This is a genomic window from Prevotella sp. 10(H), assembly GCF_000711235.1.
Lineage (GTDB): Bacteria > Bacteroidota > Bacteroidia > Bacteroidales > Dysgonomonadaceae > Dysgonomonas.
On sequence record NZ_JOMI01000003.1, the window covers coordinates 1 to 14,094 of the forward strand.

Below are 14,094 nucleotides of genomic sequence, written 5' to 3' on the forward strand. Positions count from 1 at the left end.
TGGTCTTATTTGTTGGCACTCCGTGTCAGATAGGAGGGCTGCGTAAATATTTAAGAAAGGATTATGAAAGATTATATACTATTGATCTGGTATGCCACGGTGTTCCTTCTCCTCTTGTATTTGATAAGTACAAAAAATGGCTGGAGGATACTTACAAATCTAAAATAACAGAATATAATTTTAGAGACAAGCATAAAAGTTGGATGTGGTTCAATGCAAAAGCCGTATTCGAATCAGGTGATACCTATATTGGAACTTGGTTTGCCGACCCTTTTATGAGAATATTTTTAAGAGATTTTTCTTTAAAGGATTGTTGCTACAACTGTCAGTATACAAACATGAATAGAGTAGGAGATTTAACAATCGCCGACTTTTGGGGATATAAATCCACATCTTCAAAAGATAGAAATACCGATAAGGGTATTTCTTTAATAATAGTAAATTCGCAGAAGGGTGAAGCGATGTTTAAGAAAACAGAAGCGGATTTAACTTCTTTTAAAAGAGACGTGGAGGTTATTTCAAAAGGACAACGAAGTTTCTCAATGCCATTTTCCCGACCGGAAGAAGCTGATTCGTATTGGAATTTTTTACATACCGAATCTTTTGAAAGAGTGATTGCTAAGTATGGATATCCGCAAAAAAGAAATATTGCACAATATGCGCTTTCTGAATTTGGACATAATAGACTAACGGGAGCCATTGTGTGGGGATATTGGAAATGGAGAGGGATCAGGCGGCGAATAAAAAGAATATTTTAAAGATATTTAGTTTGTATTATGCAATAGTCAATATTTTATAAAAGAGAATGGGGGGATCTGTTAATATATATATTATTTTAAAATTATTCTTATTATTTACTTTCATTTGTTGTGGATACGGAATAAGCAAAGGCAAGAAAGAACATTATTGGCTCTATTCAGGTATTGCTATCTTGTTTTATTCTATAATTCAGGGATTAAGGTATGGACGAGGAGTCGATTATCTTCATTATAAATTTCAATATGAACATATAGAGGTATATACCGATTATCGAGAGTGGGGTTTTGTTATTCTCAACAAATTTTTTAATGTACTGGATTTACCCTATTATATTGTATTTGTATTTTACAGTTTCATTCTTGTATTGTCGCTTTTTATACTATTGAAACAATATAGAGAGATTGCTGTTTACTTCCTGCCAATATTTTTAATTGTTACGATAGGACATTCTGAAAATTTAATTCGTCAATACATAGGATTCTCATTTGTATATCTGTCCTTTTTATTTTTGATGAAAGATCGTTTGTGGAAGTGTTTTCTCTTCATATTTATTGGTTTTTTGTTTCATTCATCATGTGTGGTTTTACTTCCGTTTTTTTTGTTGTTTAAATATATCAAAATCCCGTTTAAATCTCCATATCTATTGATTGCTATCTATTTAGTCGTTTTCTTTTTTTGGAAAATTGAGTATTGGAAAGATTATATAATTTATTTACAGTTTTTAGATTCGGGAGGCGGAGGACAATTTTCTGCTTATATAGAGAATGCTGAAAGATGGTTTAGCGAAGAAGGTTCTTTAGGGGTATCCCAATCTATAATATTCATATTTAGAGAATTGGTTTCCAGAGTTATACTTATTTATTGGGGTGCGAAGCTGCTAGATAAGAATCATCGGTTCCAGATACCTTTTTTCTTGTTTTATATATCAGTTATTGCTTTAAGAATGGCTTTTGATATAGAAATTATCTTTAGAATCGCCCATTGGTTTTCTTTCTTTGAAATATTTGTAGCAGGGTTTGTTTTAACTTATACAGAACGGAATACCATAATTACTAAATGCGCAATGTGGTTTCTGATTTTCCATTATATGTATTCTTATATATCTCCGTTTTTATCGGTAGGATCTCAAGATTGTATGTTTGTATGGGATGTACAATCCTTCGGAATATAAAATAATAACGATATAATAAAATGAAATTAAGCTTGATAATTCCTGTTTATAATGTAGAAAAATATATTAAGGCTTGTCTTAATTCTGTTTTTCTTCAAAATTACTCTGTAAATGATTACGAAGTAATTATTGTAAATGACGGAACACCGGATAATAGCATGGTGATTATAGATGAATTTTCGAAAAAATACTTTAACATAAAAATTCTAAATCAACAGAATCAGGGTTTAAGTATGGCTCGAAATAATGGATTGAGCATTGCTACAGGAGATTATGTCTGGTTTATTGATAGTGATGACACTATAAAATCTGATAGTTTAGAAACAGTATGTGGATTGATTGATAAATATCCGGATGTAGAGGTTTTTGCATCTTTTATGACGAAGGTTGATGAATTCGGTAATAGAAGTATTGAAAATACGAGCAAGAAACTACAAAAATTGTGTTTGAAAGGAAAAGATTATTTGTTCCGAGAGTATCCATTCGGAGCTTCACAAAGATTTATAATAAAAAAGTCTTTCTTGCAAAAAAATAATTTGCTTTTTAAAAAAGGGATATACCATGAAGATGCTGAATTTGGAATAAAAATGTTATATTTATCATCTAATGTATGGGTATTGGGAGAATCTGTATACAATTATTTAGTGAGATCATCAGGTTCTATAATGAGTTCTTGGAAAAAAAAGAACTCAGAAGATCTTATATCAATTTATGATTCCTTAAAATCATTTCGATCTTCTTTTGTAAAGAAAGAAGACTTGAATATGTTTAATGAAATAATGTTTACTCTTTTGTCATGCTCAATTTATTTTGCTAATAATCATTGGAAAACGAAAGATTTTTCAGATTTTTATAAGAACAACAAAGCTAAGATAAAGAAAGAGGCATCCCAATTTATTATTCCATTTAAATATAATATTAGACTTTTAATACTAAGGTTGTTCTATGCAGTTTCTCCACTGTATTATTCGAAAATGAAATTATTTCTGAAAAGAATATGAGCAGAAACATCTTTAGTTTATAACAAATAAATATATGATTTTATTTACATACATATACAAGATCTTAAAACGTGTTTTTTTTTATATAAAAAAAATACAATGGATTTTTGTTTATTTCAAATTTAAACTCAATAGGGTAAAGTTTAAAGACTTAAAGTCTAATGGGATTCCGATAACCGATATCTCTATACATGGTCGAGTCAATATTGGACGAAATTTTCAGATGAATAATGGTTATTCTTATAATATAATTGGACGTCAGCAGCCTTGTTGCTTTATTGTAGGAAGAGGAGGTGAGTTGATTATCAATAACAATGTGGGTATAAGTTCAACAGCAATAGTTTGTTGGAATAGAATTGAAATTGGCAATAATGTAAGGATCGGTGGTGGTACAGTAATCTATGATACAGATTTTCATTCATTAGATTATAAGGAAAGAATTTCCTTGCCGGAGATTAAAGATAATGTAATGACGGCTCCGGTATTAATAAAACAAAATGCTTTTATTGGAGCAAATTCTACAATATTGAAAGGTGTAACCATTGGAGAAGGCTCTGTTGTCGGAGCATGCTCCGTCGTTACCAAAGATGTTCCAGACAATGAGGTTTGGGGAGGAAATCCTGCAAAATTTATTAAAAGTCTAAAAAACTGATTACATATAATTGCAAATATCTTTTTTATGTAATGGAAAATATGAATATAGAAAAAAAATACTTATTTATGAACCACAGTGGAGCGGTCACCACTCGGAATATGTAGATAATTTATGGAAATATTTTATCAAAAATCCTCCTGTTAAAGAGGAAATATATTTAGGGATTAATAATAAGACCATTGAGCTATTAGACTTGCAAAATCGCCAAATACCGAATGTCACCATAGTTCCGGTAACAGAATCACCTAAAAATTTAATATCGAATCGTTATAGGAGATTGACAGATGTAAGAAAAATAGTAAAGAAATATAAAATTCAGAATATTATATTATTAATGGCAAATCCATACTTTTTGAGTTTGGCTTTATATCCATATAAATGTAATATTAAAGGGATCATATTTAATCCTTTTAATCCCCATTGTGAAACATATTCATTTGCAAAGAGATTACTGTATGAATTTCTGTATTGCAGGATATCTCGACGAAAATTTACGGAGAGTCTTTTTGTTTTAAATGATTCTAATATATGTAGTTATTTAAATAAACGTTATCATACTGATAAATATAAATATTTGCCCGATCCTATACCTTTTTATGAGAAAGAAAATTTCCCTCTCGATATCGATGGTATCAAAAAAAAGAGAAAAATAGCTTTACATTTCGGGGCTTTATCCGAAAGAAAAGGTACATTGTTGATATTAGATTCCATAGCCCTTTTGTCCCCGGAAATACAATCGAAAATGTCTTTCTTTTTTATCGGCTCTTCGAGTGAGATTATCAACAATAAGATTGTAAGTAAAATTAAGAGTTTAGAACAAGAGTTTCCTGAAGTAAGTATATATTATCATCCGGCTTTTGTATCTTCCGGACAAATGGAATTTTTTTATGAATCCTCCGATTTAATTCTGATGCCCTATCTTTCGAATAATATGTCAAGTGGAGTACTAGGTCATGCAACGAAGCATTTTAAATATTTAATAGGCGGTGAGGGGCTGTTAGGCGATATTATTTTAAAATATCAATTAGGAGCTTCCATTAAAGTTTCAGCTGAAAATATAGCAAATTCTATTACCGAATTTATAATCAAAGATTGTGAATACAGTAGAGAAAATGCTGAAATATTTGTATCTGGACATAGCATTGATTCTTTTGTTCAAACGCTTATTCATTAAAGTATTATATTATGAAAAAATATGATGTAGTTATTATAGGAGGAGGCTCAGGAGGGATGGGTTCCGCTTATGCTCTTAAAAAAGGAGGGTATTCCGTAGCTGTTATTGAACAAGAAAATAGCCTGGGTGGAACAGCTTGTAATGCCTGGGTGGAAACCTGGATACAAGGATTAATACCCCCTCACATCGAGAAAATATTTAGCCAGTTGGGCAATCATGAGAAAAAAGGAGAATTGGAAAGGTCTTGGATTCCTCCCCGATTTTCGAAAGATGGTGGCGATGAGGAGGACTCGATTATAATGTTACATGAACCATTATCAAAAAAGTATTATAACGATTTATCCGGAAAAGTAGATATTTTACTGAACCACGAGTTAGTAGCCGTAAAAGAAAAAGATGGTCGATACGTTCGTTCTATAGTCGTTTTGGATAAAAAAAATAATGTTAAGAAAAGTTTATCTGCAACTTTTTTTATCGATGCTTCTGCTGATGGTGTATTATGCCGTTTAGCTGGGAATAATTATTTTTACGGTAGAGATAAATACTCCATATATAAGGAATCGATAGCAGCTAAGGATACCACTCATTGTAAGGAATGTATAAATGAGCCTTCATTATTCTTTAGGATAAAGATAAAAGGGAAAGAAGAGAAAGAAGGAAAAGACTACGATAATTGTACCACGGTAAGATATGACAATGCAACGAAAAAAGTTGTCGCACCTCCGTATATAAATGGAGATGGATATCCAAGTTATTTTTGGGTCAATCCAATGACCGGTTTTGATACTCCAGGTAAGCCTGATGGTATTCCTCCGGTCATTAAGCAAGGAATTCTCCCTACTTTCTTGATTTATAAAAAAAGAGTCATTGAGTATTGGAAATTTATTAAGCTTAACTTAGAATATCTTCCTAAAGAAAATAAACGGTTCCGGGCATGGGCAAAGGCATATAAAAATTATATATATACAGACGAACATGCATCTTATTTAGGAGTCCGTGAATCTTATCGTATAGAGGCTGACAGAATGCTGACTCAAAATGATCTTTCTGAGAAAATCTCCTCGAAGAATTTGGAAAGATATATTGCAGTAGGTACACATATTATTGATTTTCATGTTTCTTTTGGATTGGATACCGAAGAACTAAAACGCTTTAATAAAGAAGATCTCCGTCCTTATGGAATTCCATATGATTGTCTCATACCTAAAATATTTAATAACATCCTTATTGCGTCCAGATGTTTCGGTGCAAGTCAGATTGCATTAGCTTCAGCCAGAACAAACATGTTGATGGCTCAGTTAGGCTGGGCTGCGGGGAATGCAATTCGGATTTGTTTAGAAGAATCTCTTAATGATGTTAGAGATGTTTCTATTTCAAAACTACAAGATAGTAAACTATCAAAAGATAATTCTGAGTATACTGAATTTTACTCTCGAGTATTGAAGTTGGAGAGCAAGATGAAGAATATTTAATAAAAAAGGATTTAAAGAAGACCGATGGACTCAAAGTTTGCATAATATTTTTATTATAAGCCACTATTATCTTTATCGTAAATAATTTTCAAATTGTTTTTTATGAAAGTTCCTGTATTATTTGTTATATTTAATAGACCTGATTTAGCATTAGAAACTTTTCAGTCGATAAAGCAATATTCTCCGGAAGTATTGTATATCGCTGCGGATGGACCGAGGCCAAACAGAGAAAAAGATTTGGAATTGTGCCAAAGAACTAGAGATTTAGTTTTAAATTCGATTGATTGGGATTGTGACGTTCTTCAATTGTTTCGAGAAGAAAATGTGGGATGTGGAAGAGGCGTTTCTGAAGCTATTTCCTGGATGTTTGAGAAAGAGGAATATGGAATTATTATAGAAGATGATTGTACTCCTTCTCTTGATTTCTTTGCATACTGTGAAGAATTGCTTCCTAAATATAGAAATGAAGAAAAGGTAATGCAAATCAACGGTTTTAATCCTAATGCAGAGATAAAAATATCAAATACTTATAGCTTTAGTCGTTATCCTAAGATTTGGGGATGGGGTACATGGAAAAGAGCATGGGATAAGTATGATTTTTATATGAAAAATTGGACATTATACAAGGAACAAAAAGTTCACTACAAAATATTTTCTTATTTTGAGGCAAAAATCCATGAACATATTTGGGACAGTTACCAAAACGAACTAGAAGAAATGGATATTCCAAGAACATGGGATATTCAGTGGTCTATTGCTGTTTTTTTTAATAATGGACTTTGTATCGTACCTGCAGTTAATTTGGTTAAAAATACAGGGATAGAGGTTGATGCGACAAATTGTTCAAATGGATCTGTTTATCAGAATGCTCAATATGGCAGATTGGAATTTCCTCTAATTCATCCGACTTTTGCTGTTTTAGATCAAAATACTAATAAAAGAGATTCTAAGGCATATATGAGAGAACGGACGGAAGGATTGAAAAATAAAATAAAAAATATATTAAGATTTAAACGATAATATATGTCTCATTCTATTGACATACACCTAGCATCTTCTAAACAAGAAAAATACCAATCCCTCCTTCCCCAACTAAAAGCATTACTTGAAGGAGAAACAGACACTATTGCCAACATGGCAAATATTTCTGCTGCTCTAAAGCAAACCTTTGGTTTCTACTGGGTAGGATTCTATATTGTTAAAAAAGAAGAACTTGTGTTAGGCCCTTTTCAGGGAACTATAGCTTGTACTCGTATTAAATATGGCAAAGGTGTATGCGGTACGGCATGGAAAGAAAAACGTACGGTAATCGTAGAAGATGTGGAACAATTTCCCGGGCATATAGCATGTGATGCTGCTTCCCGATCTGAAATCGTAGTGCCGCTCTTTTATCGCGACGACGTAGTAGCTGTTCTTGATATAGACAGTGAGCATCTGAATCATTTCGATGAAACAGATGCCCTATTTTTACAACAGATAGTTAAATTACTGGAAGAAGTCTGATATTGATCAACTAACTTCAGAATGGGAATATTAGCGGCAATACTAATATCATTATAATTCCCATTATTAATTGCAGAGGTAATCCCACTTTTACGTAATCCATGAAAGTATAGCGTCCTGCACTCATTACCAAAGCATTCGGCGGCGTAGAGAAAGGCGAAGCAAAACACATGCTTGCCGCCACAGCTACCGCGAATAAAAACGGATATGGACTCACACCCATGCCTATGGCAGCTTTCATCGCAATAGGGGCGAAGAGTACGGCTGTAGCGGTATTGCTTATAAACATAGTGAGCAAGGAAGTACAGAAGTATATTCCTGCCAGCAGGGCATACGGTCCCAAGGCTCCCAGTTTGTTGACTAATCCCCCTGAGATTAAAGTATCGACGCCCGTATTTTGAAATGCTGTTGCCATTGGTAACATGGCACCGATAAGTACCACACTCTCCCAATTGATACTCCCATAAGCCTCTTCCATATTTCGAAGACATCCGGTAACCACCATTGCTACAGCAGCAAGAAGAATTGCTATAACCGATGGTACGATTTCAAATACCATAGCTACTACCATAAGCAACATGATAATAGCTGCTATAGGGGCTTTCTGATCCAAAGTTACTTTCGCGGCTTCTTTCAGTGGCTGGCCGACCAGTACAAGGTCGTCCTGCCGATCGTCGAGATTAGCTAGGTCTTTCCATGTGCCTTGTATCAGTAATGCATCACCCGAATGAAGCTTTGTATTTGTTATATCATGCATGTAATATTCATTTTGCCGTTGAATACCCAATACATTTACGTTATATTCTTCTCTGAACTGAATGTCGGTAATAGTTCGGTTTATAAGTTTGGAATTTGGCATGACAAATATTTCGGCAATACCCGAATCCTGAAAATCGGAAAAAGGTTCTTTATCATTTACCCTTTCAAAATACAAGTTGTTTTCATTCACAAAACGCTCTATATCTTCAATATTTCCGTGACAATATAATATATCGTCTTTTTGGATAGTCGATTTTGGACCTGCCACTTCTTCTATCAGGTTTTTCCTGAATCTCGAGTTACCTGTCTTACGTACTATTTTGCTTATACTCACATTGTAATTCGTTGCAATCTTCAACTCGGCTAAAGTCTTGTCCAACAGCGGCGATGATTTACGTACTTCAATGCGGAAAGATTGCTGCTGTAGCTGGTATTCCTGAGCCAGTTCTACCAGTGATTTACCCTGTTTTTTCTTTGTAGAAGAAGCATCATTCTTCGAAATAAGCATTTTGCTTAAAAAGAAAAGTACAACCACACCTACAGATAATGCCACAAATCCTATAGGAGCAAAAGAGAAAAATGATAGCGCCTTATATCCGGCATCAATCAATGTATTATTAATCACCAGATTGGGCGGTGTACTGATCAGTGTGAACATCCCCATACTACTGGCAAAGGCTAGTGGCATCAGATATCTGCGGGGACTGATATTTGCACTGGTGGCCATACTTACAATGATCGGCATCATAACAGCTACTGTACCCGTGTTACTAACAAATGCACCAATACAAGCCGTTACGAGCATCACTAATACAAATAGTTTATTTTCATTACTCCCCGCTGTTTGCAATATTTTACTGCTTATCACTTTAGCTAATCCGGTTCGGAAAATTCCGGCACCTACAACAAAGAGACCGATCATCATTATTACCACAGGATTAGAAAATCCGGCCAAAGCTTCCGATGTGTCCAGTATCCCGAAAAGAACTAGTGCCAGCAAGGCACATACGGCAACCAGATCAGAGCGGACTTTTCCCCTCATAAAGAAGATGGATGCTATCACTAATATTGCCAGAGTAATATTGATAGGAGATAGTAAGGATGAAAGTTCCATATATGAAAAATATATTAGCAGTTTGTTTATATGAACAATATATACAAAGATAAGTAAATACTGTTGTGGGAAGCGAATGCTTTTAAATAAGAACACCGGAAAGATAAGAATTGTTTACTTTTTTTCACTATAGTTAAATTATTCATGAAATAACAAATTATGCATATAAAAATCAATAATTGAATACTTTGTATCATTTTCTATAATAATAAAAGCTTTTTGATTGTATATTTTTGCATATAAGAAAACGTTAACCTTAAATACTAATATTCAATTATAGTATTGAATATTTTTAGATTTTTCTATTGCAAATATATTCTTTTATGCCTTCGGTCCATGATTTGTATTTTTTTGGCCGGAGGCATTCTTATTTCATCTTAAATAGGTGGATGCTAAACGAAATTGTTTTATTTCTTATAACTTTGGCAAGCCTTTTGTTGTATAAAAAAAGGATACAAATAAAATGGTAGATCATATAATACTGATTTGCATGATTTTATTTTGTAATTTATTATAAATAAAATAGATACTAAGATATGAAAGAAGATTTTGCAGACAAAGAGCTTGAAAATACTCAGGAAGACCCTGTAGATAACCTGACAAATCATCAGTCCGAAAAAAATGAAGAAATTCCGGTAGATGACAATGTGACTGATTGGGAAGCTAAATATAACGAACTGAATAATTCATATTTGCGGCTGAATGCCGAATTTGACAATTACCGCAAACGTACATTGAAGGAAAAAGCCGAACTGTTGAGGTCGGGTAGTGAAAGGGTTTTAGTCGATGTCATATCTGTAGTAGATGATTTTGAACGTGCATTGGAAAATGTGTCAAAGAGTGAAGATGTAGATGCAGTAAAAGAAGGTATAGACCTTATTTACACTAAATTTTTGAATTTTCTTACCAAAAACGGCGTAAAGGAAATAGAAACTATCGGTCATCCTTTCGATACCGATAAGCATGAAGCTTTGACTACTATTCCTGCTCAATCGGAAGAAGACAAAGATAAGATTGTAGATAGTGTGCAGAAAGGATATACCTTAAATGACAAGGTTATCCGATACCCGAAAGTAATTGTTGCAAAGTAAAAACAGGAGAAATTAATGGCAACCACAACTAAGAGAGACTACTACGAAGTACTGGAAGTTACTAAAACAGCGACTTTCGAAGAAATAAAGAAAGCATATCGCAAGAAAGCTATTCAATATCACCCTGATAAAAACCCGGGCGATACCGAAGCCGAGGAGAAATTTAAAGAAGCGGCGGAAGCATATGAAATATTAAGCGACGAGCAGAAGCGCGCAAGATACGACAGATACGGACATGCTGCTCCCGGCGGATTTGGCGGGCATTCGGGCGGGTTTTCAATGGACGATATATTTTCGCAGTTCGGTGATATCTTTGGCGGACACTTCGGTGGTGGTTTCGGCGGATTTGGCGGGCAAAGAGGACCGCGTCAGAACAGAGGTTCCGATTTGAGGGTTAAAGTTAAGCTCACATTAAAGGATATTGCATCAGGTGTAGAAAAGAAAATAAAGGTAAACAAATTTGTTTCCTGCTCTCATTGTAAAGGCACGGGAGCCGACGGAGGCACTGCCTACGAAACCTGTTCTACCTGTAAGGGCTCAGGAGTCGTTACCCGTGTAATGAATACCATACTCGGGCAGATGCAGACACAGACTACCTGTCCAACCTGTAACGGCGAAGGAAAGACCATAACTAAAAAATGTTCTTATTGTGCAGGTGAAGGTATCGTCCGTGAAGAAGAAGTAATTGCTATTAATATTCCTGCCGGTGTTGCAGAAGGAATGCAACTTTCTATGAGTGGCAAAGGTAACGCGGCTCGCCATGGAGGAGTTAACGGAGACTTGCTCATACTTGTAGAGGAAGAACAGCATCCGGAATTGTTTAGGGATGATAACGATGTGGTTTATAACTTATTGCTATCTGTATCTACAGCAGCTTTAGGCGGCAATGTCGTAGTGCCAACAATTGACGGGAAAGTAAAGGTAAACATCGAACCGGGTACTCAGCCGGGTAAAGTTCTTCGTTTGAAAAACAAGGGCTTGCCTAGCATAAACCGCTACGGCACAGGTGATTTGTTGGTGAATATAAGTGTATACATCCCTGAAAATCTGAGCGATAGTGAAAAGGCTACGCTCGGAGGATTGGAGAATTCGCCGAATTTCCAGCCGAGCAAATCGGTAAAAGAAAAAATATTCAGTCATTTCAGGAAAATGTTCGATTGATAAAAAAATAAAAGAGTAGTCAATAAATGACTGCTCTTTTTGTTGATAATATGCTGTAAAACTATAACTTTGGTTTTATTAAAATATCGGCAGCCATGAAAATAAAGGAAATCCTACATGCTATAGAACAGCTTGCCCCTGTACCACTGCAAGAGAGTTATGACAATAGTGGCGTACAGGTCGGTGATATCAATCAGGAAGCAAAAGGTGCAGTTGTATGTATCGATGTTACGGAGGCCGTAATGGATGAAGCCGTAGCTTTGGGATGCAATCTTATTATTTCACATCATCCGCTGGCTTTTCGTGCATTTAAATCACTTACAGGGAAGAATTATGTAGAACGTTGCATGATGAAGGCGTGCAAGCACGATATCGTAGTGTATGCGGCACATACCAATCTCGACAATGCATATCAGGGTATTAATTACTATCTGGCTGAAATGCTTAATCTCCAGCATGTGCGGATACTCGAGCCTCAGAGAGGTAAGCTTCTTAAGCTGGTGACATTTGTCCCTCATTCTCATGCCGAACTTGTCCGTAATACATTGTTTAATGCCGGGGCAGGTAATATCGGTAATTATGATTCGTGCAGCTATAATGTATCGGGTGAAGGAACGTTCCGTGCGGGCGAAGAAGCCAATCCATTTACAGGTGATATTGGAGAATTGCATACAGAGCCGGAAGTAAGAATAGAGATGATATTACCTACTTATAAACAGGCGGATGTACAGCGCTCACTGATTGCAGTTCACCCGTATGAAGAACCTGCATATGATTTTTATGTATTGGAAAACACATGGGCGCAGGCCGGAAGCGGTATTGTAGGTACATTGCCGGAAGAATCGGACGAAGAGGACTTCCTTTATTTATTGAAAGATACATTCCATCTGAAAACAATACTACATTCCGCACTCCGCGGCAAACCGGTGCGTGATGTAGCTATATGCAGCGGTGGCGGGGCATTTCTGATACCGAAAGCTATCTCTTACAGTGCCGATGTATTTATAACCGGAGAGGCAAAATATAACGACTATTACGATGTGGAAGATAAGATACTTTTGGCTACTGTAGGTCATTACGAATCTGAAATTTTCACAAAGAATATTTTTTTCGATATTATTTCAAAAAAATATCCTAACTTTACGGTCTATATGTCTGGATTTGATGTAAATCCGGTAAACTATTTGTAAATAAGCGGTGATATACTCCTGCTTTTTATGAATGATGTAGTAAGAAGACGGTATTATCTGTCGGATTACTGCATTTTTTTATAATAATCTATTTATAATTGTGGAGAAATATTCGGAACTATAAGATAATAAAACTTATAGCTTATTTTAAAGTAAATATTTGACTAATAAACATATCTAACAACAAAAAATGGCTAAGAAACAAGAGAAAGAAGTAACAGTAGAGGAAAAGCTAAAAACGCTTTTCTCCCTACAGCAAAAGTTGTCGGAAATAGACAACATAAAGATACTCCGTGGTGAATTGCCACTGGAAGTAGCAGACCTTGAAGATGAAATTATCGGACTGGAAACTCGTATTAAGAAATACGAGGCTGAACTGAAAGAGGCCGATACTGCAGTTGCTTTTCAAAAACAAAAAGCAAAAGACAGTACACTGAAAATCGAGAAATATAAAGAGCAGCTCGACAATGTACGCAATAACCGTGAATTCGATCATTTGAGTAAAGAAATCGAATTTGAAACACTGGAGATTGAATTATCAGAGAAGAAAGTGCGAGAATTTACACAGGATTCTAAAAATCTGACAGAACAAGTTGAAAAAAGTAAAACTTTCCTCAGTGAACGTTCTGCCGATCTTGCTCAGAAGAAAGAAGAGCTCGATAATATCGTATCGGAAACCAAGCAGCAGGAAGAGCAGCTTCGCGAAGATGTGAAAGAAATAGAATCGGAAGTAGAGCCTCGTTTATTGACTGCATTCAAGCGTATACGTAAAAGTGCACGCAACGGTTTGGCTGTCGTTTGTATCGAGCGTGGTGCTTGTGGTGGGTGCTTTAATAAAATACCGCCTCAGAAGCAAATGGATATTAAAATAGGTAAGAAAATTATCGTTTGCGAATACTGCGGGCGTATTATGATTGATCCTGAACTGATTGGATTAGCTGAGTAATATCAGTTTATATAATAAAAAATAATTAAAAAAAGAATCGGAAAGGTTGGTTGAACTTTTCCGATTTTTTTATTATATTATAGCGAACTTTTGATTTA

13 protein-coding genes are annotated in these 14,094 nt (G+C 35.0%); 12 read left to right on the forward strand and 1 reads right to left on the reverse strand.

Features of this window, described 5'->3' with window-relative positions; translation table 11 throughout:
• From K348_RS18370 to K348_RS0105345, 8 genes are all read left to right on the forward strand, one after another.
• A partial coding sequence (locus K348_RS18370) for a Coenzyme F420 hydrogenase/dehydrogenase, beta subunit C-terminal domain (protein WP_197027632.1) occupies positions 1-758 on the forward strand: 758 nt, incomplete at its 5' end.
• Between the two features lie 47 nt (positions 759-805).
• Positions 806-1,930 carry an EpsG family protein gene (locus tag K348_RS0105315; protein ID WP_029903689.1) on the forward strand — a complete coding sequence of 375 codons (1,125 nt, stop codon included), beginning with the start codon at positions 806-808 and terminating at the stop codon, positions 1,928-1,930.
• 20 nt (positions 1,931-1,950) lie between these two features.
• Positions 1,951-2,931 carry a glycosyltransferase gene (locus K348_RS0105320; RefSeq protein ID WP_051697642.1) on the forward strand — a complete coding sequence of 327 codons (981 nt, stop codon included), beginning with the start codon at positions 1,951-1,953 and terminating at the stop codon, positions 2,929-2,931.
• 34 nt (positions 2,932-2,965) lie between these two features.
• Positions 2,966-3,583: an acyltransferase gene (locus tag K348_RS19535; RefSeq protein WP_029903693.1), complete on the forward strand. Its 618-nt coding sequence runs from the start codon at positions 2,966-2,968 to the stop codon at positions 3,581-3,583.
• 10 nt (positions 3,584-3,593) lie between these two features.
• Positions 3,594-4,760 carry a hypothetical protein gene (locus K348_RS0105330; RefSeq protein WP_029903695.1) on the forward strand — a complete coding sequence of 389 codons (1,167 nt, stop codon included), beginning with the start codon at positions 3,594-3,596 and terminating at the stop codon, positions 4,758-4,760.
• An 11-nt stretch (positions 4,761-4,771) separates the two neighbouring features.
• On the forward strand, positions 4,772-6,232 hold the full coding sequence (locus K348_RS0105335; protein ID WP_029903696.1) for an FAD-dependent oxidoreductase: 1,461 nt from the start codon (positions 4,772-4,774) through the stop codon (positions 6,230-6,232).
• Between the two features lie 102 nt (positions 6,233-6,334).
• A complete protein-coding gene (locus K348_RS0105340; protein ID WP_036930243.1) occupies positions 6,335-7,252 on the forward strand; it encodes a hypothetical protein in 918 nt (305 codons plus the stop codon).
• A gap of 3 nt (positions 7,253-7,255) precedes the next feature.
• Complete coding sequence (locus tag K348_RS0105345; RefSeq protein WP_029903699.1) at positions 7,256-7,735, forward strand: GAF domain-containing protein; 480 nt, start codon at positions 7,256-7,258, stop codon at positions 7,733-7,735.
• A 16-nt stretch (positions 7,736-7,751) separates the two neighbouring features.
• Here the strand turns inward: K348_RS0105345 and K348_RS0105350 are convergent, their stop codons facing one another.
• Complete coding sequence (locus tag K348_RS0105350) at positions 7,752-9,581, reverse strand: SLC13 family permease (RefSeq protein ID WP_029903700.1); 1,830 nt, start codon at positions 9,579-9,581, stop codon at positions 7,752-7,754.
• Between the two features lie 563 nt (positions 9,582-10,144).
• On the opposite strand from K348_RS0105350, the gene K348_RS0105355 reads away from it, so the two are divergent.
• The 4 genes from K348_RS0105355 (at position 10,145) to K348_RS0105370 (ending at position 13,996) form a co-directional block, all read left to right on the forward strand.
• Positions 10,145-10,699, forward strand: coding sequence for a nucleotide exchange factor GrpE (locus tag K348_RS0105355; protein ID WP_029903702.1), 555 nt, complete (start codon positions 10,145-10,147; stop codon positions 10,697-10,699).
• Positions 10,700-10,714: 15 nt separating this feature from the next.
• Positions 10,715-11,860 carry a molecular chaperone DnaJ gene (gene dnaJ / locus K348_RS0105360; protein ID WP_029903703.1) on the forward strand — a complete coding sequence of 382 codons (1,146 nt, stop codon included), beginning with the start codon at positions 10,715-10,717 and terminating at the stop codon, positions 11,858-11,860.
• A 95-nt stretch (positions 11,861-11,955) separates the two neighbouring features.
• Complete coding sequence (locus tag K348_RS0105365) at positions 11,956-13,050, forward strand: Nif3-like dinuclear metal center hexameric protein (protein WP_029903704.1); 1,095 nt, start codon at positions 11,956-11,958, stop codon at positions 13,048-13,050.
• Positions 13,051-13,240: 190 nt separating this feature from the next.
• A complete protein-coding gene (locus tag K348_RS0105370; RefSeq protein ID WP_029903706.1) occupies positions 13,241-13,996 on the forward strand; it encodes a zinc ribbon domain-containing protein in 756 nt (251 codons plus the stop codon).
• Positions 13,997-14,094: the final 98 nt, after the last annotated feature.

What these genes read in the sequence shown, in the direction of transcription:
- K348_RS0105365 (WP_029903704.1), top strand. Translation starts at nt 11,956, where the DNA reads ATGAAAATAAAGGAAATCCTACATGCTATAGAACAGCTTGCCCCTGTA.
- K348_RS0105315 (WP_029903689.1), top strand. Translation starts at nt 806, where the DNA reads ATGGGGGGATCTGTTAATATATATATTATTTTAAAATTATTCTTATTA.
- K348_RS0105370 (WP_029903706.1), top strand. Translation starts at nt 13,241, where the DNA reads ATGGCTAAGAAACAAGAGAAAGAAGTAACAGTAGAGGAAAAGCTAAAA.
- K348_RS0105320 (WP_051697642.1), top strand. Translation starts at nt 1,951, where the DNA reads ATGAAATTAAGCTTGATAATTCCTGTTTATAATGTAGAAAAATATATT.
- K348_RS0105340 (WP_036930243.1), top strand. Translation starts at nt 6,335, where the DNA reads ATGAAAGTTCCTGTATTATTTGTTATATTTAATAGACCTGATTTAGCA.
- K348_RS0105335 (WP_029903696.1), top strand. Translation starts at nt 4,772, where the DNA reads ATGAAAAAATATGATGTAGTTATTATAGGAGGAGGCTCAGGAGGGATG.
- K348_RS0105355 (WP_029903702.1), top strand. Translation starts at nt 10,145, where the DNA reads ATGAAAGAAGATTTTGCAGACAAAGAGCTTGAAAATACTCAGGAAGAC.
- K348_RS0105345 (WP_029903699.1), top strand. Translation starts at nt 7,256, where the DNA reads ATGTCTCATTCTATTGACATACACCTAGCATCTTCTAAACAAGAAAAA.
- K348_RS19535 (WP_029903693.1), top strand. Translation starts at nt 2,966, where the DNA reads ATGATTTTATTTACATACATATACAAGATCTTAAAACGTGTTTTTTTT.
- dnaJ (WP_029903703.1), top strand. Translation starts at nt 10,715, where the DNA reads ATGGCAACCACAACTAAGAGAGACTACTACGAAGTACTGGAAGTTACT.